Here is a 24,609-nt window from a genome sequence, read left to right as displayed (position 1 = left end):
CAGGCAGGAAGGTCGGGGGAGAGAACTCCCCCGAACCCCCTCCTTTTTCTATCTGTTTGGCGCCGTCCCCCGCTGTCAGTTCCCAACCGATAGAAAGCGGAGGGGGATTCGGGGGAGGTGCTCCTCCCCCGACTTTCTTTCTCCATCACACCCGCACCCTCAGATTGCCGAGTGAATCCACCGCAGCCTCGCACCCCGGTTCCAGGATGATCGTTGCATCCGCCTGTTGCAGTACGGCCGGCCCGGCGATGCCTGCGCCTTCAGCCAGCGCCTCGCGTCGCCACACCGAAGCATCGTGCCAGACGCCATCGGCATACAAGCGCCGTGTGCCCAATCGCGCCTCGCCTGCCGGACCGGCGGCCAACGCGCGCAGATCGAAGGCGTGGCGACGACCGACTACGCTCGTCGTCAGGTTCACCAGCACGGCGCGGATTTCCGGCAACGCGACTTGAAAGCGTGCGAAATACGCGGTCTCGAAGGCGGTCTGCACCTCGGCGCGGGACGGTGTGGCGGAAGCGAGCGGCACGCGGATGAGATGCGTCTGGCCACGGAACTGCATCTCGGCGACGTGGCGGGTTTCAATGCGCTCCACCTCCGCGCCGCCGGCCTCGACGCCCGCAAGGCCACGCGCGGATTGCGCGGCGAGCACGGCGGCGATCTCCGCCTCCCCGATATCGTCGAGCCCACGGTTCAGCGTGTTCACCACATCCTGCCGCAGATCCGCGACGAGACAGCCCAGCGCATTGGTGAGCCCGGGGCGGAAGGGGACGATGACCTCCGGGATGCCGATCTCGCGCGCCAGTGCGACGGCATGCAGTGGGCCGGCGCCGCCGAAGGCGAACAGCGCGAAGTCCCGCGGGTCATGCCCGCGCGACAGCGACACCATGCGGATCGCACCCGCCATCAACACATTCGCCAAACGGATCACGGCTTCGGCCGCCTGTTCGGGCGTCATGCCGAGCGGGTCGCCGATCTCGCGCCTGAAGGCCTGGCGCACTTCATCAACCGAGACACGCCGCCCGGTCGCCAGCAGCGCATCGGGGTCGAGCCGGCCAAGCAGTAGGTTCGCGTCGGTGACGGTCGGCCGCACGCCGCCGCGCCCGTAGCAAATCGGCCCTGGCGTGGAGCCCGCACTCTCCGGCCCGACGCGCAGCATGCCGCCGCGATCGATCCAGGCGGTCGATCCGCCGCCCGCACCGACCGTGCGCACATCGACCATCGGCAGATGGATGGGCAGGCCGTAGGCGATGGACAGTTCGGCGGAGACTTCCGGCACGCCGCCGGCGATGAGCGCGACATCGGTCGAGGTGCCGCCCATGTCGCAGGTGATAGCATTGCGTACGCCCGATTGCGTGAGCGTCGCTGCGGCGGCCATCACGCCGGATGCCGGGCCGGACATCACCGTCTTCGCCGCTTCCGCCGCCACGGCGCGGGCCGGCACGGTGCCGCCATTGCCGTTCATCACCAGCAGGTCGCGCGCATGGCCGGCTTCCGCGAGCCTGTCCTGCAGATGCCGGATGTAGCGATCGAGCACCGGCTGCACCGCCGCATTTACGCTCGCCGTGGTGCCGCGTTCGTATTCGCGGAATTCGGAGAGCAGCGCATGGCCGAGCGTAACGTAGCTGTTCGGCCAGATCGCGCGGGCAATCTCGCCGGCGCGGATTTCATGCTCGGGATTGGCGTAGGCATGCAGGAAATGGATGACCAATGCCTCGCAGCCCTCGGCGAGCAAAGCGCGCACCTCGCGTTCCACCGCGGCCTCGTCCAGCGCCGTGACGACGCCGCCGCGCGCATCCATCCGCTCCGCGACTTCGCGCCGCCATTCGCGCGGGATCAGCGGTTCGAAGGACCCGGTCATGCCATAGGCGCGCGGCCGCGTGCGGCGGCCAAGTTCCAGCACGTCGCGAAACCCCGCCGTGGTGATCAGCCCGACCTTCGCCAGCTTGCGTTCCAGCACCGCATTCGTCGTCGCCGTGGTGCCATGCACGATGAGATCGAGCGCGGCGGGCGTGGTGCCGGCGGCTTCGATCGCGGCGAGCACGCCGCCGGCCTGGTTGGCGCTGGTGGTCGGCACCTTGGCGATGCGGATGGAGCCATCGGCGTCCTGCATCACCAAATCGGTGAAGGTGCCGCCCACATCGATGCCGGCGATCCGTCGGGCCATGCGCGTCACACCGTCAGGTAGGCGCGGCGGATGTCCTCATCCGCCTCGAGCGTTGCGATATCGCCCTGCCAGCGCACGGTGCCCTTTTCCAGGATCAGCGCGCGATCGGCGACGGCGGCGGCGAAGTCGAGATTCTGTTCGGAGACCAGCACGGCGAGGCCTTCATCCTTCATGCGCAGCACGGCGTCCGCCATCTGCTCGACGATGACCGGCGCTAGGCCTTCCGAGGGTTCATCGAGCAGCACGGCCTCGGGGTTGCCCATCAGCGTGCGCGCGATGGTCAACATCTGCTGCTCGCCGCCCGACATCGCGCCGGCGCGACGGTGGCGCATCTCGGCGAGGTTGGGGAAGAACGCAAACAGCCGTTCCGGCGTCCACGCCTCGCGCCCCGGCGGCGCGGCGCGGCGCCCGACCGCCAAGTTCTCCATCACCGTCAAATCGGTGAAGATGCGCCGCTCCTCCGGCACATAGCCTAGGCCGAGCCGCGCGATGCGATACGGCGCCATCCCTGCGATCTCCTGCCCGGCGAAGCGCACCGTGCCGGCGCGCGGCGTGAGCAGCCCCATGATCGCCTTGAGCGTGGTGGATTTGCCAGCGCCATTGCGGCCCATCAACGCGGCAACCTCGCCACGCGCGAGCGTCAGGTCAACGCCGAACAGCACCTCTGCCGGGCCATAGCCGGCGCGCAGGCCGGTGACATCAAGCACCGTGTCAACCATGGACGGGCCTCCGCGCCCGGCCGGCGGCGCGCGTACCGGAATGGCCAAGATAGACGCGCTGCACTTCCGGGTCGGCGCGCACCTCCTCGGGCGATCCGCGCGCGATGATCTCGCCGCGCACCAAAACGAGGATGCGGTCGGCATGGGCGAAGACGGCGTCCATGTCGTGCTCGGTGAACAGCACGCCGATGCGCTCGGCGCGCGCGATGCCGGCGACCAGTGCCATCAGCGCGGTGCGTTCGGAGGGCGCCATGCCGGCGGTCGGCTCGTCCATCAGCAGCAGGCGCGGTGCGGCGGCGAGTGCGATGGCGAGTTCCACCCGCTTTACATCGCCATAGGCAAGTTCGCCGATCGGCCGCCCCGCCTGCGCCGCCATGCCGACACGGTCGAGCAACGCCAGCGCCGCGTCCCGATGCATCACCGCGGCGTCACTCAGCAATTGCCGCGTCTGGCCGTGATGCGCCAGCAGCGCCATCTGCACATTGCCGAGCACGGAGAAGGACAGGAAGGTCTGCGCCACCTGGAAGGTGCGTCCGACGCCCATGCGGCAGAGCGCGCGCGAGGGCAGGCCGGTCACATCCTTCCCCGCCAGCATCACGGAACCACCATCCGGACGAAGCTGCCCGCCCACCATGTTGAAGGTGGTCGATTTGCCCGCGCCGTTCGGCCCGATGATGGCGAGCATCTCGCCTTCATCCAGCGCGAAACTCACGCTCTTGGCGGCGAGCACGCCGCCGAAGCGCTTGGTCAGCCCCTCGACCGCGAGCAGCGTCATGCCGGCCGCCGCCGCAGTGAGGCGAAGGCACCCGCGAGTCCACGCGGGAACACCAGCACCATGGCGATGATCGACAGGCCGAGCAGCAGCCGCCAGTGGTCCGTCAGCGGGAGGAAGAAGTCCTTCAGCGAGTGGAACGCCGCCGCGCCGGCGACCGGCCCGAGCACCGACTGGATGCCGCCGAGCAGGATCATCGACAGGAAATCGACGCTCATTGGAATGCCGAGCAGCGTCGGGTCGATCGAGCCCTTGGAAAACGCGTAAAGGCCACCGGCCAGCCCCGCCGCCGCACCCGCCAGGGTGAAGCCGAGCCAGCGATGCATGCGCACATCGATGCCGATCGCATCCGCGCGCTGCGCCGAATCCCGTGCCGCGCGCAACGTCGCGCCGAAGGGCGCGTGGATGACGCGGCGCAGGAAGACGATGGCGGCGAGCGTCAGCACAGCGGTCAGGTAGTGATAGACCTCGCGCGACGCCGCCCAATGCGATGGCCAGACGCCGACCAGCCCGTTGTCGCCGCCGGTCACCTCTACCCATTGGAACACAACGGCATAGGCGATCTGCGCGAAGGCCATCGTCAGCATCGCGAGATAAATCCCCGACAGCCGCACAACGAAAAAGCCGAACAACGCGGCGGCGAGCCCGCCGGCGATGGGTGCGGCGATCAGCGCCGGTTCCATCGGCAGCCCGGCCTTCACCACCAGCAGCCCCGCGCCATAGGCGCCGAGCCCGAAATATGCCGCATGGCCGAAGGAGACGATGCCGCCATTGCCCACCAGGAAATTCAGCGAGACCGCGGCGAGCGCGAAGATCAGGACCTCCGTGCCGACCTTCACCGCATAGGCGTCGATCAGCGGCAAGGCGAGCATCACGGCCAGCGCGACGACGGCAAGCACCTTGCCGGCCCAATCCATCCGCCCGGGGTCGAGAATGCCTTCCGGCAGCACCGCCCGTCCGGCCGCCGCTTCCGGTCTTCCGAGCAACCCCCAGGGCTTCACCACGAGAACTGCCGCCATCAGCAGGAACACCAGCACCAGCGTGATCTTCGGGAAGATCAGCACGCCGAAGGCCTGCAACAGCCCGATCAGCAGCGCCGCGATGAAGGCTCCCGGCACCGAGCCCATGCCGCCAATGACGGTGACGACGAAGGCCTCGGTGATGACCGACAGATCCATATGTGCATTGGCCGAGATGCGCGGGATCTGCAGCGCGCCGCCCAGGCCCGCCAGCGCCGCGCCGAGGAACAGCGTGCCGGTGAACAGCATCGCCTGGTTGACGCCGAGCGCGCCGACCATCTCGCGGTCCTGCGTTGCGGCGCGGATCAGCACGCCGAAGCGCGTACGGTGCATCAGCAGCCACAGCAGCGCCAGCACCGCGGGGCCGACGACAATCAGGAACAGCTCATAGGCCGGGAAACGCTGGTCGAGGATGGTCACGCCATGGCGCAGCCCCGGCGCGCGCGGCCCGGGAATATCCATCGGCCCCCAGGCCAGTTGCACCAGATCCTGCACGATCAGCACGACGCCGAAGGTCGCCAGCAGCTGGAACAGTTCCGGCACGCGATAGATGCGCCGCAACAGCAGCATCTCCATCGCCACGCCGAGCAGCCCCACCACCAGCGCCGAGGCCAGCACGCCGACGAAGAACAGTGTCGGCGAGCGGTCGAACTCGAGCAGCCACGGCACGATGGTGACCGCGAGATAGGCGCCCAGCATGTAGAAGGAGCCATGCGCGAAATTGACGATGCGCGTCACGCCGAAGACGATCGTCAGCCCCGAGGCGATGACGAACAGCGATGAAGCGCTGGCCAGGCCCGACAGGGCCTGGACCAGCAGGAAGCTCCATTCCACCCCGCGTCAGGCCGGCGGACGCGCGGCGCGGACCTCGGTCTCGGAGAACATGTAGTTGGCGCCATCGGCGTAGCGGGCGTTCTTCATGGTACCCTTGCCGCGGCTAAGCGTGGTCTCGCCCACCCAGGTGCCGAGCGTGCCCTGGTGGTCCAGCGCGCGCATCGACACGCCGCCGACGATCGTGTCGGTGGCGAGCCCGGCCAGCGCGTTCACCAGCGCCTCGGTCTCGAGCGTGTTCGCCTTGTTCAGCAGGTTGGCGATGATCTGCACCGTCACGTAGCCGAGCAGCGAACCGAGCCGCGGCGTGTCGTTGAAGCGAGCCTTGTAGGCCTCGATGAAGGCCTTGTGCGCGGGCGGCGCGTCGATCTGGTCGGGCGCGTAGCCGGTGACGATCCAGCCCTCCGGCGTCTCGTCGCCGAGCGGGATGAGGTATTCCGGCTCGCCGGTCAGCAGCGAGACCACGGTGCGGCGTTCGAACAGCCCGCGCGTGTTGCCCTCGCGCACGAAGGCCGTCAGGTCCGGGCCGAAAAGCACGTTGAAGATGCCATCGGGGCGCGACTGCGCGAGCGCGCCCACCGTCGCCCCCGCATCGACGCGGCCGAGCGCGGGGAATTGTTCCGCCACGATCTCGGCACCCGGGATTGCATCGCCCAGCATGCGCTTGAAGTTCGCTGCCGCCGACTGGCCGTATTCATAGTTCGGCGCGACGATCGCCCAGCGCTTGGCGGTCTTGCCGCGGATCGCCTCTATCAGCATCTTCGTCTGCATGTAGGTGCCCGGCCGCACGCGGAAGGTGTAGCGGTTGCCCTGCGCCATGGTGATCGCGTCTGTCAGCGGTTCGGTCGCCAGGAACAGCCGCTTGCGCTGATTCGCGAAATCCGCGACCGCCAGGCCGACATTCGACAGGAAGGTGCCGGCGAGGAAGGCGACGTTCTCGCGCGTCAGCAATTCCTCGGCGACGCGCACCGCATCGCCGGGCGTCGAGCCGTCGTCGCGGAACACCAGCTCCATCGGGCGGCCGCCCATCACGCCGCCGGCGGCGTTCACCGCATCCTGCGCGAGCTGCATGGCATTGCGGTAGGGCACGGCGAAGGCGGCCATGCGCGAATAGGAATTGAGCTCACCGATGCGGATCGGCGTCGCCTGCGCGAAGGCCGGCCGCGCCAGCGTGGCGAGCGCCGCGGCGCCGAGCGCCCGGCGGGGAAGGGTGATGCGCGTCATGCGGAAGTCTCCTGGAAACCCTGCTGGCGGGGATGATCGGTGCGGCGGGGCCCCGGCGCAATGGGTCATTGCGCTTGACCAGGCGCACGGCGGCATGGCCTGTTCGCGCGCCGCATGGATGCCGAGACCGACCTTTCCACCCTGCTGACATCCGTTGCCGAGGGCGACAGGGCGGCCCTGCGCGCGGTCTATGAACGCCAGTCGGTGCGGCTGTTCGGCGTCGCCAACGCCATCCTGCGCGACCGCGACACCGCCGCCGACGCATTGCAGGACGCCTTCATCCGCATCGCCCGCCGCGCCGCGCAGTTCGACGCGACGCGTGGCGCGCCGGAGGCCTGGCTCGGCGCTATCGTCCGCCATGCCGCGCTCGACATCATCCGCGCCCGCGGCCGCGAGGTCCCGACCGACGACCCCGCGCTCGGCGACCAGGCAGTGGCGCCGGAGGCCGAGGAACGGCTCTCGGCCAGCGTCGAGGGCCAGCGGCTGCGTCATTGCCTCGACGGGCTTGAACCGAAGAACCGCGACGGGATCATCCTCGCCTTCGTGCATGGCCTGTCGCACCCGCAGATCGCCGAGCGTCTCGGCACGCCGCTGGGGACGGTGAAGTCTTGGATCCGCCGCGGCCTGCAGTCGCTGAAGGAGTGCCTGGCGTGATCCCGACCGATCCCGTCGAACGCGACGCGCTGGCTGCGGAATACGTTCTCGGCACGCTGGATGCTCGCGCGGCGCGACAGGTCGAGCAGGCGATGGAGACCGACGCCGCGCTGCGCGAGATGGTGGCGGCGTGGGAGGCGCGGCTGTCGCCGCTGACCGCTCTCGCCGTGCCGGAAGCGCCGCCGCCGGGGCTGTGGGGCCGCATCGCGACAACCCTCGATCGCCCGGCCGCGCCGGCGCCTGCCGCCGCGCGGGCCTCGCCGTTCTGGCGCTTCTGGGCGCTGGGGGCGAGCATGGTCGCGGCCGGCCTTGCCGCTCTGCTGCTGCTGCGCCCAGTGCCCGAGGAGCGGCTGATGACCGTGCTGCTGACCCAGCGCGACCAGCCGGCCTGGCTGGTGGAAGCCGATGGCGGGGCGCTGCGCCTGGCCTCGCTGAACCCACAGCCGGTGCCGGCGGACCGGGTGATGCAGCTCTGGGCACTGCCGCAGGGGGCGACGGCGCCGACCTCGCTCGGCCTGATCCCGGCAGCGCAGGGGCGATTGACGGTGACGCCGTCCAGCATCCGGCCGGAGCCGGGGATGTTGATCGAGATCTCGCTGGAACCGCCCGGCGGGTCGCCGACGGGGCGGCCGACCGGGCCGGTGCTGTTCATCGGGCGACTGGCGGCGGCCCGCGGGGCGTAGGGAGCGCTGCCTCTCCGAATACGGCCTCGCAAACTCGTGAACGTTCTCTCCGCATCTGCGCCGCATCTACCTCCGTAAGGCGGTCAGCGGGGCCGGTGGCGGCCTCGCCGCAACCCGGAGAGACCGCCATGAACACCACCCTTCGCTACACCCTCGCCGCCTTCGGCACGATCGCCGCCGCGCAGGCCGCCGAGGCCACCTCGCTGGTCGGCCTGACCGCCGATAACGCGCTGGTCGTGATCGACAGCGAGACGCGCCGTGCCGCGCCGCCGATCCGCATCACCGGCACCGATGGCCGGCTGATCGGCATCGACCAGCGCCCGCAGGACGGAAAGCTGTATGGCGTGACCGACCGCGGCCAGATCGTCACGATCGACGTCGCCAGCGGCCGCGCCATGCAGGTCAGCCGGCTCGCCACCGCCTTCGAATCGGGCGGTCGCGCCATCGTGGATTTCAACCCGGTCGCCAATCGCCTGCGCCTGATGGGCATGAACGGCGTGAACCTGCGGGTGAATGTCGAGACCGGCCAGGCGGTGACCGATGGCGCGGTGAAATATGCCGCCGGCACGCCCTATGCCGAGACCACGCCGCGCGTCGTCGCCGGCGCCTACACCAACAGCATGGCCGGCGCGCAGCAGACCGCGCTGTACACGATCGACACGCTGACCCGCCGCTTCAACCTGCAGGCGCCGCCCAACGACGGCGTGCAGCAGCCGCGCGGCGAACTCGCGGCGAGCCTGCCGGCCGGCGTCGCATTCGACATCCTGTCGGACGGGCAGGGGGCCAACATGACCTTCCTGCTCGCCGCCGGCACGCTGCACGGCGTCAACCTCGACACCGGCATGGCGACCGCCACGGGCCCGGTGACCGGCCTGCCCGGCGCCGAGGTGATCGACATCGCCGCGATGCGGTGATGCCGGCGCACCCCCGGGACCGGGCGCGACTGCACCCCGCGCGGAGCAACTGCCCCCCTCCGCGCCGCCCGTCCCGGGGGGAAGCGACGACCCGATCCATCAATCAAACCGGGGAACCAAGACCATGAACCGCCGCATCCTGCGGATCGCCGTGGCCATCATCGGCCTGGCCGATGCCCAGGGCGCCCCGGCGCAACAGGCCATCGCGACCGGGAGCGGCATGAACCTCTCGGTCGCCTATCCGGACGGCGCGGGGGCGGTGCGGCAAACATCGGCGGGCGTGATGACCGGCAGCGGCGAAAGCCAGACCGCCGAGCATGTCGGCCCGGTCGAGGGCGGCTTCCGCACGCCGGGCTACACCGTCATCGTCACCGGTAGCGGCGAGAACCGGTCGGTCGGTTATGTCCGCAACGCGGTGCCCGCCGCGCCGCACGGCTGATCGCCGGGCGGGACGGCGGTGGTGAGGGCGGTTTCCCCCGCCGGGCCTTGCACTGGCCGAGGTCCTCATGTGCCGTTCCGCAAGGTTCGGGCAGTGGTCACCATGCGGCGGCCAGGCCTTCTTCGGCGATACCCGGCCGGGCCTGCGGGCGGGACCGTTCGGGCGGTGGCGGTGCCGAGGTGTTTCTTCCGGTCGCCACCGTTGCCGCGTCCGGGCGTTCGGCGGCACCCGCCGGTGCTGCGAGCCGCGGCGTGGGCGGCAGCTGCTCGTGAATCGTCACGGATGCGTGTTGTTGAGAACACGGACATGTGCTCATGTCAGGACATACGCAGGATTGGCCGGAAATCGGGCGCATACCGATTTGTTTCTGGTGGCCATGGCACGCGTCGGCTCGACCAGCGTGCAATTCGTGCGCAGGCGGCCAGAACAGGAGACGCGCCGAACGTCACGGAGCCCCTACACCGGCGACGCATCGAAGGCTGTACTCAGCTTCGCAAATACCAATGGTGGCGACGTATTCGCTCATTGGCTCCGGGGCGAGTTGATGAAGGAACTCGGATACTTTTCTCCAAATGCAATCTACCTTGATAATGTAGCGTCACGACAGGAACCTGGTGCCATTCGCCATAGTGGAGGCGTCAATCCATTCCAAATGAGTGCGGATAACGAAGGCGTTTCCATCATTGGGCCGAATACCTTCCAGCGGGACGTCACTCTCAATCAGATCGGCGTGGCGAATGACGGCCGCTATCTGACGATCGGTGCGGTCCACTCAGCATGGTTCGAGATGTGGAAGACGGCCCTGAACCAATCGAAGATTCTGCTGCAGGTTCAGACAAGCGACTATTTTGAACGCGAGGCCTGCATCAAGGAAATGCAAAGGATCGAGGAGGCGCGCAATTCCGGCGCCAAATTCCATACGCTCGCATTGAAAGCGGACGACCTTCCGGATGTGGTTGTCGGGTCCGATACGACGCCGATCTATTTGATCAAGGCAGGTCCGGTCTCGGCGCATCTGCCGGGTTCCTGGAAGATCAGCGCCACCCAGGTCGGCGAGATTGCGAGCATCATGAAGGCCTACGGATGCTGACAGGCTGAGTGGGGCGTCGGCAACACGCCAGACGGTTCATGCCCTGGCGTGGCGACCGCATCGGTGATCCGAGGCGGATGAATTTGCGCCTAACGGGCGCGCCGATGGCCGCACCTCGTCTGACGCAGCCGGCCGGACGTGGTGATCCTGCGAGGCCGCTTGCCCGACCTTCCGGCGCCCTTGTGGACGAGCATGTCGGCCTCGTCGGGGGCGACATCGGCACGGCAGGCTCCGCTCATCACCGGTATTGACGAGAGCGGGCCGGTCGCCTGTGTCCGCGGCGTGAGGCTCGACGCGCATCGGCGGCGGTGCCGCAGCGCCTCGTCAAACCCCGCGCGCGCAGTGCAGCAGGGTGGCCGGCCGTCCCGGGGCCAGTTGCAGATCGATCTCGTCGGGCCGAGTCCAGCCGAGGGTTTCGATCCCCCCGCCGGTCGGCGGGTCCTGGCCGCGCTCCTGCGGCGCGCCGAACTGGCGTTCGAGCCGGGCCCGCAGCGTCGGGCCCTGGATTTCATCGGCCTGGGCCGATACGCAGACCAGCCCACCGCTGCGACCGTCAAAGGCGAAAGCGACGCGCAGGTTCAGGGTGCCGCTGCGGAATTCGCCGCCGACCCGGTATTCGATGCGCGCCCCGGGGATGGGTCGGCGATCCGCCGGCGGCAGGGCGCGGACCGACCCGCGCAGGGCGGCGATGACCTGTGCCTCCGACATGCCCCATCGGGTGTTTTCCCAATGCGCGTCGGCCGGCCCGGCCGCCAGGGCGAAGCAGGCCGCCAGCAGCGCCGCGAGGCAGGCGCGCATGCTCATCCGCGCCCGTGGCAGGCCTTGAACTTCTTGCCAGACCCGCAGGGGCAGGGCGCGTTGCGCGGCGTGCGGCCCCAGGTGGAGGGGTCGTTCGGGTCGACCCCTTCGGCGATCGGGCGCGGCGCGGCGGTGCCGATCGCCATCGGCACGGCCTCGTAGGTGGTGCCGCCGCCACTGACCATTTCCAGTTCGGCCGCGGCCATCGCCGGGTCGGGGTGGCGCATGTCCATGAAGCCGAGGCCCTCAGGCGAGGGTGGCGGCGCATCCGGGCGCAGCTCGATGCGCAGCAGCAGCGAGGTCACCCGCTCGCGCAGGTCCGAGAGCATGCCGTTGAACAGCGCGAAGGCTTCCGACTTGTACTCGTTCAGCGGATCGCGCTGGCCATAGGCGCGCAGGCCGATGCCCTGGCGCAGATGGTCGAGCGCCAGCAGGTGTTCCTTCCACACCTGGTCGAACACCTGCAGCAGCAGGGACTTCTCGACCTGACGCATGATGTCGGGGCCGACATTGGCGGCGCGGGCGGCATAGGCGCGGTCGGCGGCTTCCTGCAGGCGCTCGCGCACGGTCTCGTCGTCGATGCCTTCCTCGCGCGCCCAGTCGGCGACCGGCACGTCGAGGTTCAGCACGTCCTGCACTTGGCGTTCCAGCGTCGCCAGGTCCCATTGCTCGGGATAGGCGTTCTCGGGAATGCAGCGGGCGACCAGGTCGCCGATCGTCTCCTGGCGCATTTCCTGGATGGATTCGAAGACGTTGTCGGCGACCATGAAAGCACGGCGCTGGGAATACACTTCCTTGCGCTGGTCGTTCATGACGTCGTCGTATTTGAGAAGGTTCTTGCGCATGTCGAAGTTGCGCGCCTCGACCTTCTTCTGCGCCTTCTCCAGCGCCTTGTTGATCCAGGGATGGACGATCGCCTCGCCTTCCTTGAGACCAAGCTTGGTCAGCATCCCGCCCATGCGGTCCGACCCGAAGATGCGCATCAGGTCGTCTTCGAGGGAGAGGAAGAAGCGGCTCGCCCCCGGGTCGCCCTGGCGGCCCGACCGGCCGCGCAGCTGGTTGTCGATGCGCCGCGATTCATGGCGCTCGGTGCCGATGACGAACAGGCCGCCGGCCGCCTTCACCGCCGGGCGCACCGCCTCGACCTCGGCCTTGTGCTTGATGATCAGCGCTTCGTATTCGGGGCCTTCATTGGTGCCGGCCTCGTGGCGCGCCAGCATCTCGTAGTTGCCGCCGAGCTGGATGTCGGTGCCGCGGCCGGCCATGTTGGTCGCGATGGTCACCGCGCCCGGCCGGCCGGCCTGGGCGACGATGCCGGCTTCCTGTTCGTGGTAGCGCGCGTTCAGCACCTGGTGCGGAACGTTCTTCTTCTTCAGCAGTTCGGAGATCAGCTCCGACTTCTCGATGCTGGTGGTGCCGACGAGGCAGGGCTGGCCGCGCTCGCGCGCCTCGGCGATCAGGGCGGCGACGGCCTCGTACTTCTCCATCGCGGTGCGATAGACCTCGTCATCGCCATCCTCGCGCGCCACCGGCACGTTGGTCGGGATCTCGACGACCTCGAGCTTGTAGATCTCGGCGAATTCGTCGGCCTCGGTCGCCGCCGTGCCGGTCATGCCGGCGAGCTTCGGGTAGAGGCGGAAATAGTTCTGGAAGGTGATCGAGGCGAGCGTCTGGTTCTCGGGCTGGACCGTGACGTGTTCCTTGGCCTCGAGCGCCTGGTGCAGGCCATCGGAATAGCGCCGGCCTTCCATCATGCGGCCGGTGAACTCGTCGATGATGACGATCTTGTCCTGGCGCACGACGTATTCGACATCGCGCTTGAACAGCGCATGCGCGCGCACCGACTGGTTGACGTGGTGCACCAGCGTGACGTTGTGGATGTCGTACAGGTCGCCTTCGGTCAGCAGGCCGGCATCCTTGAGCATCTGCTCGATACGCTCGCTGCCCAGTTCGGTCAGCGTGACGGTGCGCTGCTTCTCGTCCTTCTCGATCGTCGCCGGGTCCTTGACCAGCTCCTTCACCACGTCATCGGCCTGGCGATAGAGGTCGGAGCTGTCGTCGGAGGGGCCGGAGATGATCAGCGGCGTGCGCGCCTCATCCACTAGGATGCTGTCGACCTCGTCGACGATCGCATAGGCGAAGTCGCGCTGGACCATGTCCTCCAGCCGGTACTTCATGTTGTCGCGCAGATAGTCGAAGCCGTATTCGTTGTTGGTGCCGTAGGTGATGTCGCAGGCATAGGCGTCGCGGCGCTGCTCATCCGTCAGGCCATGGACGATGACGCCCGTGGTCAGGCCGAGGAAGCCGTACAGCTTGCCCATCCACTCCGCGTCGCGGCTGGCGAGGTAGTCGTTCACGGTGACGACATGCACGCCCTTGGCGGGCAGCGCGTTCAGATAGACCGGCAGGGTGGCGACCAGGGTCTTGCCCTCGCCGGTCTTCATCTCGGCGATTCGGCCGTCATGCAGCACCATGCCGCCGATCATCTGCACGTCGAAATGGCGCATCCCCAGCGCCCGGCGCGCGGCCTCGCGCACCGTGGCGAAGGCCTCGGGCAGGATGTCGTCCAGCGTCTCGCCCTTGGCGAGGCGTTCGCGGAAGACCACGGTCTGGTTGGCCAGCGCCTCGTCCGACAGGGCCTCCATCGCGGGTTCAAGCGCGTTGATGGCCGGCACGCGGCCCTGGTAGCGCTTCAGGGCGCGGTCGTTCGAGGTGCCAAAGATGGCGGCGGCGAGGCGGGCGAACATCGGGGGTGTCGGTCTCCGTCGGGCTGGGTGCCCGGTCGAGCGCGCCCCCACCGGGGGGCATGGACTCGGGACGCGCAGCGCCCGGCTGGACCGATCAGGGCTCCGGCCAGGGTGCAACGCGACCCCGGGACAGATAGGCGGGCGGACAGGGTGGGTCAACGCCGCGGCCCCGCGAGGCGGGCGCCTTTTTCGCCGGCTGACGCGGCGGTTTCCGCGATGTTACGGCAAGTTATCCCGCCGGTGGGCATGCCGTCACCTTGTCGCCCCCAGACGCATCGGCCATGTTCCTGCCCTTCCCGCCCCCGAGGTTCCATGTCCCCGCGCCGCCGTCCCGCCCATCCCCTTCGTGCGGGCCTTGCCCTCGCGGTGGCGCTTTGCGCCGCCCAGCCGCTCAGTGCACAGCAGCCGGCTCCCGCGCCCTCGCAGGCAGCGACCCCCGCCACCCCGGCGGGCGATACCGTGCTCGCCCGGGTCGACGGCGAGCCGATCACCATGGCCGACCTCGCCGCCGCGGCGCAGGAACTGCCGCAGGAACTGCGCGGCACGCCGCCGCAGGTGCTCTATCCGCTGCTGCTCGACCAAATGATCGCCGGGCGCGCGGTGACCGCGGCGGCCCGCCGCGCCGGGCTCGACCGGGATGAGGCGGTGCGCGCGCGCATCCGCCGCGCGGAGGAACAGGAGCTCCAGCAGGCCTGGCTGACCGCCGAGCTCGCCAGCCGCATCAGCGACGAGGCGGTGCGCGCCCGCTACGACCAGCAGATCGCCAGCCGCCCGGCCGATGAGGAGGTGCATGCGCGCCACATCCTGGTGCCGACCGAATCCGCGGCGCGCGAGGCGCTGGCGGAAGTTCGCGGCGGGGCGGATTTCGCCGATGTCGCGCGGCGGCGTTCGACCGGGCCGGGTTCGGCCGAGGGCGGCGACCTCGGCTTCTTCCGCCGCGGCGACATGGTGCCGGAATTCGCCAATGCGGCCTTCGCGCTGCAGGCCGGGCAGGTCAGCGAGAATCCGGTGCAGTCGCCCTTCGGCTGGCACGTGATCAAGGTGGAGGAGCGCCGCCAGGCCGCCCCGCCGCCCTTCGATGAGGTCGCCCAGACGATCCGCCAGCAGCTGGTGCAGGCCGAGGTGCAGGGGGCGGTCGAACGCGCCCGCGCCGCTGCCCGGATCGAGCGCTTCAACCTCGACGGTTCCGCCCCGCGCCCAACCGACAGCGCCGAGCCGCCCGCCCCGGCGGCCCCCGCTGCCCGGCCAGGCGGGCCGATCCGCCGCTGAGACCCGACGTTCAGGCAAGAAACCAGAGGACGCGCCCGATGGCCCATCCCGTCTCCCCCCTCGCGCTGCCCATGCCGGCGCTGCCGCCAATCCCCGGCGTGCGCGTCGCCACCGGCATGGCGGAGATCCGCTATCGCGCCCGTGAGGACGTGATGGCCATGGCTTTTCCGGCCGGTACGACCGTCGCTGGCGTCTTCACCAAGAACCGCTGCCCCGGCGCGCCGGTGGAATGGTCCCGCGCGGCGCTCAAGTCGGGCAAGGCGCGCGGGCTGGTGGTGACCTCGGGCAACTCCAACGTCTTCACCGGCAAGGCCGGGCGCGAGACCTGCGCGAAGACCGCTGAGGCGACCGCGAAAATCCTGGGCTGCAAGCCGAAGGAGGTGTTTCTCGCCTCCACCGGCGTGATCGGCGAGCGTCTGCCGACCGAAAAGCTGGTCGGCGCCCTGCCCAAGGTGTTCGACGCGGCGACCGAGGCCGGCTTCACCGCCGCTGCGGCCGCCATCATGACTACCGACACCTTCCCCAAGGCTTCGGTGCATACCGCGGTGATCGGCGAGACGACGGTGACCATCGCGGGCATCGCCAAGGGCTCGGGCATGATCGCGCCGGACATGGCGACGATGCTGTCCTTCCTGGCGACCGACGCGAAGATCCCGGCGGCGGCACTGCAGGCGATGTTGAAGAAGGGCTGCGACAAGTCCTTCAACTGCGTGACAGTGGATTCCGACACCTCGACCTCGGACACCGTGCTGCTGTTCGCGACGGGTGCGGCCAAGCACCCCCGCGTGCCGGCCGAGGGCGGGCCCATGCTGAAGGACTTTGCCCGCGCGTTGAATGCGGTGCTGATGGACCTAGCGCTGATGGTCGCGCGGGATGGCGAGGGGGCGCAGAAGCTCATCCGCATCGACGTGACGGGCGCCGTCACCGCGCGGTCCGCGCACAAGATCGGCATGTGCATCGCCAATTCGCCGCTGGTGAAGACCGCCATCGCCGGCGAGGACGCCAATTGGGGCCGCATCGTCATGGCGGTGGGAAAGTCGGGCGAACCGGCGGACCGCGACAGTCTGTCGATCGCGGTCGGTGGTGTGTGGATGGCGCGCGATGGCGGCGTCGTCGAAGGCTATGACGAGACGCCGGTCGTCGCCCACATGAAGGGGCGCGAGGTGGAGATCACGGTCGATATTGGGCTCGGCAAGGGCAAGGCCACGGTTTGGACCTGCGATCTGACGCATGGTTATATCGACATCAACGGGTCGTATCGGAGCTAGTGCAGGCACGGGCGGAACCAGGGAGGGCTCTGCCCTGCCCGGACCCCACCCGCCAAGGGCTTGGGGCCCTTGGAACCCTCGACTTAAGGGATTGGGCGGGGAGCGTAGCCGAGGCGGGCGACCGCGCAGCGATTCGGCTGGCTAGGCAACTGGTGTCTGGCCCCGGTCGGCAGGACGACCACGCTGCCACACGGCGGGCACAAGGATGCGCCTTGGCATCCATGCTGACGACGGCGCGCATCGCCAACAGACGGCATTCCAAAGGGCACTGCCCTTTGGCGGGGTGGCTTGGAGGGGCGGCGCCCCTCCAACCTTCGCACGCCCCATGACGATCGCCCTCGGCACCACCGCCCTGCTGGCCACACTCGCCTGGCTTGCCGGCGTCATCTGGTTCATCCGCTTTTTCCGCCCCCCCGCCATCGAGGTCCCCGGCCAGGTCACCCTGCTGCTCGCCGTCACCGGCCGCACCGAAGGCCTGCCGCAGCTCTTCGCCGCCCTGGCGCGGCAGACCCTGCGCCCGCGCCGCCTGCTGGTGGCGGTGGAGGCCGAGACCGACCCGGCGCTCGACCAGGTCCGCGAACTGGAACACCTGCTGCCCTTCCCGGTCGAAATCGTCATTGCCGGTCTCGACGACACGCGCAGCCAGAAGGCGACCAACATGATGGCCGCCTGCGCGCGGGTGGACGCGGGCGACGACGCGCTGGTGCTGCTCGACGCCGATATCCTGCCGCAGGACCATTGGCTGTCCTGGCTCGCCACGCCCGCCATGAACGGGGCCGCAGATGTCGTCACCGGCTATCGGTGGCATGCGCTCGATGGCGCCGGGCCGGGGCGGCACGTGGTGGCGTGGCTCGACCGCTCGCTGGCGCTGGGGCCGCGCTTCCTGGCCTCGGGGCTGGTCTGGGGCGGCTCGGTGGCGGTCTCCCGCGACGCCTTCGCCCGCATGGACCTGCCGGGGGCGCTGAGCCGCACCTTCTCGACCGACGGCGCGATCAGCCGGCGGGCGCGGGCGCTGGGGCTGCGGGTGCTGACGCGCCGCGCGGTGCTGCTGCCCACCCCGCCCGAGGGCGGCGACCGCGAGGCGATCGCCTTCAAGACCAGGCAATTGCAGATCGTGCATGTCTATGTACCCTCGCTGTGGGTGTGGCTGGGGGTGGCGCTGCATGCCGAGGCGCTCGCCCTGCCGGTCGCGCTGTTGGGCGTGGCGGGGGATGCGGTGGCCCTCGGCTTCCTGGCGGCGATCGCGTCGGTGGGGCTGTTGCGCGCCGCCTTGCATGATCGGGTGACGCGAGCGGTCGGCATCCGTGAAGGCGTGGCCGCGCGGCTCGCGCAACTGGCACTGGGGGCACTCGCCCCGGTCACCGCGCCGGCCGCTGCATCGCTGTTCTGGACCAGCGCGCGGACGCGGGTGATCCGTTGGCGTCACATTGATTACGAGGTGTTGGGGCCGGAACAGGTGCGCGTGCTGCACCGCCGCACCCCCGGCGACGCGGCGTGACGCCGGGCGTCTGCCCGATCACCGCCGCGCCGGCCGAGCTGGTGCAGGAGGTCTCGCCCGCCCTGTTGCGCGGGCTGTGGCGCCGCGTCTTCGGGGTGGCGCCGACGCCGTCGCCGGCCGGGCGCATCGGCCTGTATCGCGCACCCTGCGGGCTGGTGTTCTTCGCACCGGCCGAGGCGGGGGACGGGGCCTTCTACGATGCGCTGTATCGCCGCCTCGATGCCGGCGGCCGGGTGCGGGCAGCCGGGCGGGACCGCGCTGAATACCCCCATGCCGCCGCGCGTATCCGACCCCGCGATGCGGTGCTGGAGGTCGGCGCCGGCGCCGGCGCCTTCGCCCGGCACATCCCCGCGGCGCGCTATGTTGGGCTGGACCCCAACGCCGGCGCCTATGCCGAGCATGATGGGGAGGTCCGGGCGGAAAGCCTGGACGTCCACGCCACGACGCATGAGGGCACCTATGACGCCGCCTGCGCCTTCCAGGTGATCGAGCATGTCGCCGAGCCGCGCGCCATGGCGGCGGCGATGGTGCGCTGCCTCAAGCCTGGCGGGTTGTTGATGCTGGGGGCGCCGATCTGGCCCTCGGCGATGACGGCGATCCCCAACTTCGTCTTCAACGCGCCGCCGCATCATCTGTCCTGGTGGAATGAAGGCGCGATGCGGGCGCTGGCCGACAGCCTGGGCCTGGTGGTCGAGGAAGTGCGGCCGCTCGCGCCGGTCGCGGCCCAGCCGCTGATCCATTGGATGGGCCGGCTCGCGCCGCTGAAGACGCGGCCGGAGGGGCCCTGGTTCGCCGCGCGGCGGTCCTGGTATGTGGCGTTGGCGGTGTCATTCCTGTTGGGGCGGGTGGCGGCGGCGCTGCTGCCGCTTCCGCGCAACGCCCCGCCCATGTTCGTGTTGCTGGTGGCCCGCAAACCTTGACGAGGGCGGCGGCCTCGCCGTTCCTGGCGGCCGGATGCCCGACTCCACCCTGACCTTCGCCCCCCTCGAGACCGAGCGCTTCCTGCTGCGCCCGCTGCGCACGACGGATGCCGCCGAACTGCATCGCCTGGTCAATGACTGGGAGGTGGCCAAGACCTTGGCCCGCGTGCCGTTTCCCTATCCGCGCGACCTTGCCGATGACTGGATCGCCTCGACCGTCGAACGCATCGACGAGGGCGAGGCCTATCACTTGGCCATCGCGCGGCGGGAGGATGACGTGCTGGTCGGCTGCGTCGGGCTGACGCGCGACCGTGAGGGCCGCTCGGCCGAGCTTGGCTACTGGGTCGGGCGGCGGCATTGGGGGCAGGGGATCGCGCCCGAAGTCGCCGGGCGGCTGGCGCGCTGGGCGCTCGCCAATCTCGACCTCGACCGGATCGTGGCGAGTGCACTGCTGGACAATGCGCGCTCGGCGGCGGTGCTCAAGCGCATCGGGTTTCGCGAGACGGGGACGGGGGCGCAGGATTTCCTCTCGCGCGGCAAGGCGATGCCGGTGCGGCGCTTCGAGGCCGGGCGGGCGGATATGGTGATCGATGCCGCCCCCGCCGCGCCGGCCGCGCTGGCGCTGCCCGAAGGCGGAGGCAAGCGGATCCTGCTGGTGGCCGCCGTCGGGCTGATCGACCCGGATGGCCGCGTGCTGCTGGCGCGGAGGCCTGAGGGCAAGCCGCTCGCGGGCCTGTGGGAATTCCCCGGTGGCAAGGTGCATGCGGGCGAGACGCCGGAAGCGGCGCTGATCCGCGAGTTGAAGGAAGAACTCGGCATCGATGTGACCGAGGCCTGTCTCGCGCCCTTCGCCTTCGCCTCGCATGGGTATGAGGCGTTCCATCTGCTGATGCCGCTGTTCCTGTGCCGGCGCTGGGAAGGGGTGGTGACGGCGATGGAAGGCCAGGCGCTGGCCTGGGTGCGGCCGCAGAAGCTGGCGGATTACGCGATGCCCCCGGCGGACCGGCCGCTGGTGGCGCTGTTGCGGGATTTTCTGTGACCCGATGAGGGCGGGGTGGGCTTTATCCTTGTCCGCCCAGGGGGCGAAGCCATGGGGAACCATCGGCCGGCACGGGAGAGCCCACGTGCGGCGAACGGTAAGTCCCTGAATCGACACACTTTAAAATTTTAGGATTTTATCTGCCCGGGCGGGTTGGGTGGCCCAGCGCGCTTTGCGCACGATTGATTGTTGGAACGTACTATGAACATCAGGGTGTTTCCAGCACTGTCCTGCTGCCAGGGCGGCTCATGGTTTCCATAGGCCTCGGTCCGAGGGGCTTCCATTGGCGTTGCTCTGCAACGTCAATGGGAGCCCGTGGTGGGGGTGGTCCGGAGGGGACGAACCCCCTCCGGTCCCAACTTTCGCGCCTACGGGGCGGTGCCCAGGCTCAGTGCCCTCCAGCAGGAGCTGCTGACGCCGGTCGCGCCCCCGGCCGCCCCAGCGCCCGTTCCAACATCCGGTGCGCGATCTCGCGTTCGCCCATCACCGTCAGCGTCGCGCCAAGCCTGGTGAGGTGTTCCACCGCCTCGTCCGAATCCGCCCGGGCGAGGATTTCGAGCCCCGCCTTGGCGGCGCGGGCCTGTTCGACGACCTGGCCGGCTTCGAAGGTCTCCGGAATGGCGACGAAGATGTGGCGCGCCGCGGCGATGTCGGCCTCGGCCAGTACCGTCGGGTCGGCGGCATTGCCGGAGATGACGCGGGCGCCGTCGGCGCGGGCGGCTTCGGCGGCCTGCTCGCCGGCCTCGATCACCACCACGGTCCGCCCGGCTGCGGCTAGGCGCTTGCCGACCAGCCCGCCGACCCGGCCGTAGCCGACGACGATCTCATGGCCCGTCTCGGCCGGGGCGGGGGTGGGGGGCGGCGGCACCGGGGACTTCACGGCGGCCGGCAGGCGGCGTTCGACCAGCAGGAACAACAGCGGGTTCACCAGGATGGACAGGATCGCCCCGGCCAGCACGAGGTCGCGCCCTTCCGGCGGCAGCACCGCCAACGACACGCCGATCCCGGCCAGGATGAAGGAGAATTCGCCGATCTGCGCGAGCGAGGCGGCGATGGTCAGCGCCGTGCCGTGGCCATGGCCGAAGGCGCGCACGATGCCATAGGCTGCGACCGATTTGCCAACGACGATGATCAGCACCGTGCCGATCACGCCGAGCGGATCGCGCAGCAGCACGCCGGGGTCGAACAACATGCCGACCGAGACGAAGAACAGCACCGCGAAGGCGTCGCGGAGCGGCATGGCTTCCTCTGCCGCGCGCTGGGACAGCTTGCTCTCGGACAGCACCATGCCGGCGAAGAAGGCGCCGAGCGCGAAGGAGACACCGAACAGCTTGGCCGCGCCGAAGGCGACGCCGAGGGCGATGACATAGACGGCGAGGCGGAACAGCTCACGCGAGCCGGTATGGGCGACGTAGTGCAGCAGCCAGGGAATGGCGCGGCGGCCGATGACCAGCATCGAGGCGCCGAACAGCGCGACCTTTCCGAAGGTCAGGGCGAGTGTCAAAGCGAGGTCCCCGGCGCCGAACTGCCCGGCGAGGCTGGACCCCGCCAGGGCGGGCAGCAGCACCAGGGCGATGACCATGGCGAGGTCCTCGACCACCAGCCAGCCGACGGCGATGCGGCCGCGCTCGCTGTCCATGATCCGGCGTTCCTGCAGCGCGCGCACCAGCACGACGGTGGAGGCGACCGACAGTGCCAGGCCGAAGACCAGCCCTGCCGGGAGCGACCATCCGAGCAGCCAAGCGAGGCCGAAGCCGAGCAAGGTCGCCACGCCGATCTGCACGACCGCGCCGGGGATGGCGATGGCGCCCACCGACATCAGGTCGCGCCAGGAAAAATGCAGCCCGACCGCGAACATCAGCAGGATGATGCCGATCTCGGCCAGTTCGCCGGCCAGGGAGGCATCGGCGATGAAGCCCGGGGTGAAGGGGCCGACGGCGACGCCGGCCAGGAGGTAACCCACCAGCGGTGAGATGCGCAGCCGCTGCGCCGCCAGGCCGAAGGCGAAGGCCAGCGCAAGACCGACGACGATGGTCGTGATCAGGGGGGTACCATGGTCGGGCATCGGCCCTCCTCGCGCGGTGAATTGTCAGGTTCAGCTGGGGGGTGGTGGTCGGTATTTCAATGTTTTTAGTCAATATTGACGTCCATGTGTAACATCCCCATCTGACCGCTATGCTGCTCACCGCGCCGCAATGCCGCGCTGCCCGCGCCCTGCTGGACTGGACCCAGGCCGAGCTGGCGCACCGTGCCGCGGTCAGTCCCGGCACGGTGCGCGGCTTCGAATCCAGCCGCCATGTGCTGCACCGCGCGACCCTCGCGGCGATCCGCCAGGCGCTAGAAGCGGCGGGCATCGTCTTCCTCGAGCCCGACGCGGCGGGCGGGGAGGGCGTGCGCCGCGCATGACCGCCCCGTGTCACGCCCGGTTGCCGCCGGGCGACCCCGCCTCTATAGCGGCCCGACCCCCCGACGCAGCCCTAGGTGTAACTTGGCCAGCATCGCCCCGACGCCCGACGCCTCCATGAACCCGGCACTCGCTGCCCAGGCAGAGATCCTCGCCCGGCCGGTGACGGACGCAAGGCGGTTGGCCGATGCCATCCGCGCGCTCGCCATCGATGCGGTGGAGGCGGCGAAGTCCGGCCATCCGGGCATGCCGATGGGCATGGCCGATGTGGCGACGGTGCTGTTCACCAAGTTCCTGAAATACGACGCGGCCGACCCGCGCTGGGCCGACCGCGACCGCTTCGTGCTGTCGGCCGGGCATGGCTCAATGCTGCTGTATTCCCTGCTGCATCTGACCGGCCATGCCGGCATGGGCATCGAGGAGCTGAAGCGCTTCCGCCAGTTGCATTCGCCCGCCGCCGGCCACCCTGAATATGGCGAGCATCCGGGCATCGAGACGACGACCGGTCCGCTGGGGCAGGGCATCGCCACTTCAGTCGGCATGGCGCTGGCCGAACGGATGCTGGCGGCGCGCTTCGGGGCGTCGCTGGTGGATCATCGCACCTGGGTCATCGCCTCCGATGGCGACCTGCAGGAAGGCGTGAGCCATGAGGCGGCGTCGCTGGCCGGGCATTATGGCCTGTCGAAGCTCTGCGTGCTGTGGGACGACAACCACATCTCGATCGACGGCGACACCGCGCTGTCCTTTACCGACGACACGCTGAAGCGGTTCCAGGCCTATGGCTGGGCGACGCGGCGCGTCGATGGCCACGACCCCGAGGCCGTCGCCAGTGCGATGGCTTGGGCGACGCGCAACCGCAAGCCGACGCTGATCGCGTGCCGCACCATCATCGGCCTCGGCGCGCCGACCAAGGCGGGCACCGCCGGGTCGCATGGCTCGCCGCTCGGGGCTGGCGAGGCGGCGGCGGCGAAGGAAGCTCTGGGCTGGACCGCGGCGCCCTTCACCGTGCCGCAGGACATCAAGTCGTCATGGGAAGAGGCCGGGCGCCGCGGTGCGGGCACGCGCCGGTCCTGGCTGAAGCGGCTGGCCAAGCATCCGCAGCAGGCGGAATTCGACCGCGCCATTTCCGGCAAGCTGCCGGAAGCCTGGCATGAGGCGCTCGCCGCGCTGCGCGTGAAGCATGCCGAGGAGAAGCCGAAGCTCGCGACGCGCGTTTCCTCGCAGCGCGCGCTGGAAGCCCTGGTGCCGTCCGTCCCGGAGATGGTGGGCGGGTCGGCCGACCTCACCGGGTCGAACAACACCAATGTGAAGGGCGTCCCGGCCATCGCGCCGGGCAATTTCGCAGGGCGCTTCGTCCATTGGGGCGTGCGCGAACACGGCATGGCCGCCGCGATGAACGGCATGGCGCTGCATGGCGGCATCATCCCGTATTCGGGCACCTTCCTGGTGTTCAGCGACTACCTGCGCCCGGCCGTGCGGCTCGCGGCGCTGATGGGCACGCGCGTCATCCATGTGCTGACACATGACAGCATCGGCCTGGGCGAGGATGGGCCGACCCATCAGCCGGTCGAGCACCTGGCGTCGTTCCGCGCCATGCCGAATGTCTTCGTCTTCCGCCCGGCGGATGCGATGGAGACGGCGGAGTGCTGGGAATTAGCGGTGAAGCGCGCCGATGGGCCGTCGATGCTGGCGCTGTCGCGGCAGAACCTGCCGGCGTTGCGCAGCGATACCGGCGAGAATCGCTGCGCGCGGGGTGGGTATATCCTAGCCGAGGCCTCCGGGCCGCGGAAAGCCACGCTGATCGCGACGGGCTCGGAAGTGCATCTGGCGATCGCCGCCCGCGAGACGCTGGAGGCCGAGGGCATCCCGACCGCCGTTGTCTCGCTGCCCTGCTGGGAGATCTTCGCCCTGCAGGATGCGGGCTATCGCGAGCAGGTGTTGGGCAGCGCGCTGCGCGTCGGCGTCGAGGCGCTGATCGGCTTCGGCTGGGAGCGCTGGCTGGGTGCCGATGGCATCTTCATCGGCATGGCCGGTTTCGGCGCTTCGGCGCCGGCCGAGGAATTGTACAAGCATTTCGGCATCACCTCCGATGCCGTGACGGCGGCGGTGAAGAAGCGCCTCGCCTGATCCACTGAGTTCCTGACGGGAAGGATACGA

At 69.6% G+C, this 24,609-nt stretch carries 20 protein-coding genes; 12 read left to right on the top strand and 8 right to left on the bottom strand.

Features of this window, described 5'->3' with window-relative positions:
* Positions 1 to 145 precede the first annotated feature (145 nt).
* Genes IEY36_RS04365 through IEY36_RS04345 form a run of 5 tightly spaced genes read right to left on the bottom strand, consistent with a single transcriptional unit; the run spans position 146 to position 6,729 of the window.
* Positions 146 to 2,164, bottom strand: coding sequence for a hydantoinase/oxoprolinase family protein (locus IEY36_RS04365; protein WP_188965713.1), 2,019 nt, complete (start codon positions 2,162 to 2,164; stop codon positions 146 to 148).
* Between the two features lie 5 nt (positions 2,165 to 2,169).
* Positions 2,170 to 2,883 (bottom strand): ABC transporter ATP-binding protein, encoded by a 714-nt coding sequence (locus tag IEY36_RS04360; protein ID WP_188965712.1) that lies wholly within the window; start codon positions 2,881 to 2,883, stop codon positions 2,170 to 2,172.
* Positions 2,876 to 3,658, bottom strand: coding sequence for an ABC transporter ATP-binding protein (locus tag IEY36_RS04355; protein ID WP_188965711.1), 783 nt, complete (start codon positions 3,656 to 3,658; stop codon positions 2,876 to 2,878). Before IEY36_RS04355 ends, IEY36_RS04360 begins: the two co-directional genes overlap by 8 nt.
* Entirely contained in the window at positions 3,655 to 5,508 is a 1,854-nt protein-coding gene (locus IEY36_RS04350) for an ABC transporter permease (RefSeq protein WP_188965710.1), read from the bottom strand. The genes IEY36_RS04355 and IEY36_RS04350 overlap by 4 nt, the downstream gene beginning before the upstream one ends.
* 6 nt (positions 5,509 to 5,514) lie before the next feature.
* Positions 5,515 to 6,729 carry an ABC transporter substrate-binding protein gene (locus IEY36_RS04345; RefSeq protein ID WP_188965709.1) on the bottom strand — a complete coding sequence of 405 codons (1,215 nt, stop codon included), beginning with the start codon at positions 6,727 to 6,729 and terminating at the stop codon, positions 5,515 to 5,517.
* 114 nt (positions 6,730 to 6,843) lie between these two features.
* On the opposite strand from IEY36_RS04345, the gene IEY36_RS04340 reads away from it, so the two are divergent.
* From IEY36_RS04340 to IEY36_RS04320, 5 genes are all read left to right on the top strand, one after another.
* On the top strand, positions 6,844 to 7,383 hold the full coding sequence (locus IEY36_RS04340) for a sigma-70 family RNA polymerase sigma factor (protein WP_188965708.1): 540 nt from the start codon (positions 6,844 to 6,846) through the stop codon (positions 7,381 to 7,383).
* Positions 7,380 to 8,066, top strand: coding sequence for an anti-sigma factor (locus tag IEY36_RS04335; protein WP_188965707.1), 687 nt, complete (start codon positions 7,380 to 7,382; stop codon positions 8,064 to 8,066). Before IEY36_RS04340 ends, IEY36_RS04335 begins: the two co-directional genes overlap by 4 nt.
* Positions 8,067 to 8,194: 128 nt before the next feature.
* Positions 8,195 to 8,980 carry a DUF4394 domain-containing protein gene (locus tag IEY36_RS04330; protein WP_188965706.1) on the top strand — a complete coding sequence of 262 codons (786 nt, stop codon included), beginning with the start codon at positions 8,195 to 8,197 and terminating at the stop codon, positions 8,978 to 8,980.
* Positions 8,981 to 9,104: 124 nt separating this feature from the next.
* Positions 9,105 to 9,419: a hypothetical protein gene (locus IEY36_RS04325; RefSeq protein ID WP_188965705.1), complete on the top strand. Its 315-nt coding sequence runs from the start codon at positions 9,105 to 9,107 to the stop codon at positions 9,417 to 9,419.
* A 334-nt stretch (positions 9,420 to 9,753) separates the two neighbouring features.
* Positions 9,754 to 10,509, top strand: coding sequence for a hypothetical protein (locus IEY36_RS04320; protein WP_188965704.1), 756 nt, complete (start codon positions 9,754 to 9,756; stop codon positions 10,507 to 10,509).
* Between the two features lie 324 nt (positions 10,510 to 10,833).
* Here IEY36_RS04320 and IEY36_RS04315 read toward each other — a convergent pair whose 3' ends face one another.
* Positions 10,834 to 11,307 carry a hypothetical protein gene (locus IEY36_RS04315; protein ID WP_188965703.1) on the bottom strand — a complete coding sequence of 158 codons (474 nt, stop codon included), beginning with the start codon at positions 11,305 to 11,307 and terminating at the stop codon, positions 10,834 to 10,836.
* Between the two features lie 2 nt (positions 11,308 to 11,309).
* Entirely contained in the window at positions 11,310 to 14,054 is a 2,745-nt protein-coding gene (secA, locus tag IEY36_RS04310; protein WP_188965702.1) for a preprotein translocase subunit SecA, read from the bottom strand.
* Between the two features lie 312 nt (positions 14,055 to 14,366).
* On the opposite strand from secA, the gene IEY36_RS04305 reads away from it, so the two are divergent.
* The 5 genes from IEY36_RS04305 to IEY36_RS31235 all read left to right on the top strand — a co-directional run bounded on the left by IEY36_RS04305 (position 14,367) and on the right by IEY36_RS31235 (position 20,048).
* Positions 14,367 to 15,323 (top strand): peptidylprolyl isomerase, encoded by a 957-nt coding sequence (locus tag IEY36_RS04305; protein ID WP_188965701.1) that lies wholly within the window; start codon positions 14,367 to 14,369, stop codon positions 15,321 to 15,323.
* Between the two features lie 38 nt (positions 15,324 to 15,361).
* A complete protein-coding gene (gene argJ, locus IEY36_RS04300; protein ID WP_188965700.1) occupies positions 15,362 to 16,591 on the top strand; it encodes a bifunctional glutamate N-acetyltransferase/amino-acid acetyltransferase ArgJ in 1,230 nt (409 codons plus the stop codon).
* A 325-nt stretch (positions 16,592 to 16,916) separates the two neighbouring features.
* Positions 16,917 to 18,089 (top strand): glycosyltransferase, encoded by a 1,173-nt coding sequence (locus tag IEY36_RS04295; protein ID WP_188965699.1) that lies wholly within the window; start codon positions 16,917 to 16,919, stop codon positions 18,087 to 18,089.
* A complete protein-coding gene (locus IEY36_RS04290; protein ID WP_188965698.1) occupies positions 18,086 to 19,009 on the top strand; it encodes a class I SAM-dependent methyltransferase in 924 nt (307 codons plus the stop codon). The genes IEY36_RS04295 and IEY36_RS04290 overlap by 4 nt, the downstream gene beginning before the upstream one ends.
* Before the next feature lie 34 nt (positions 19,010 to 19,043).
* Positions 19,044 to 20,048 carry a bifunctional GNAT family N-acetyltransferase/(deoxy)nucleoside triphosphate pyrophosphohydrolase gene (locus tag IEY36_RS31235; protein WP_188965697.1) on the top strand — a complete coding sequence of 335 codons (1,005 nt, stop codon included), beginning with the start codon at positions 19,044 to 19,046 and terminating at the stop codon, positions 20,046 to 20,048.
* 388 nt (positions 20,049 to 20,436) lie between these two features.
* On the opposite strand, the gene ybaL is transcribed toward IEY36_RS31235, so the two are convergent.
* Positions 20,437 to 22,113 (bottom strand): YbaL family putative K(+) efflux transporter, encoded by a 1,677-nt coding sequence (ybaL, locus tag IEY36_RS04280; protein WP_188965696.1) that lies wholly within the window; start codon positions 22,111 to 22,113, stop codon positions 20,437 to 20,439.
* Between the two features lie 110 nt (positions 22,114 to 22,223).
* Between ybaL and IEY36_RS04275 the strand changes: the two genes are divergently transcribed.
* Both IEY36_RS04275 and tkt read left to right on the top strand, forming a co-directional pair.
* Positions 22,224 to 22,454, top strand: a complete 231-nt coding sequence (locus IEY36_RS04275; protein ID WP_188965695.1) for a helix-turn-helix domain-containing protein — start codon at positions 22,224 to 22,226, stop codon at positions 22,452 to 22,454.
* Positions 22,455 to 22,545: 91 nt separating this feature from the next.
* Positions 22,546 to 24,579, top strand: a complete 2,034-nt coding sequence (gene tkt / locus IEY36_RS04270; RefSeq protein WP_373290312.1) for a transketolase — start codon at positions 22,546 to 22,548, stop codon at positions 24,577 to 24,579.
* Positions 24,580 to 24,609 lie beyond the last annotated feature (30 nt).

The sequence above is a fragment of the Neoroseomonas lacus genome, from assembly GCF_014644535.1.
In the GTDB taxonomy this organism is placed as follows: domain Bacteria; phylum Pseudomonadota; class Alphaproteobacteria; order Acetobacterales; family Acetobacteraceae; genus Neoroseomonas; species Neoroseomonas lacus.
The sequence above is the reverse complement of the archived record's forward strand: the minus strand, read 5'-3'. Positions and strand labels throughout refer to the sequence as shown.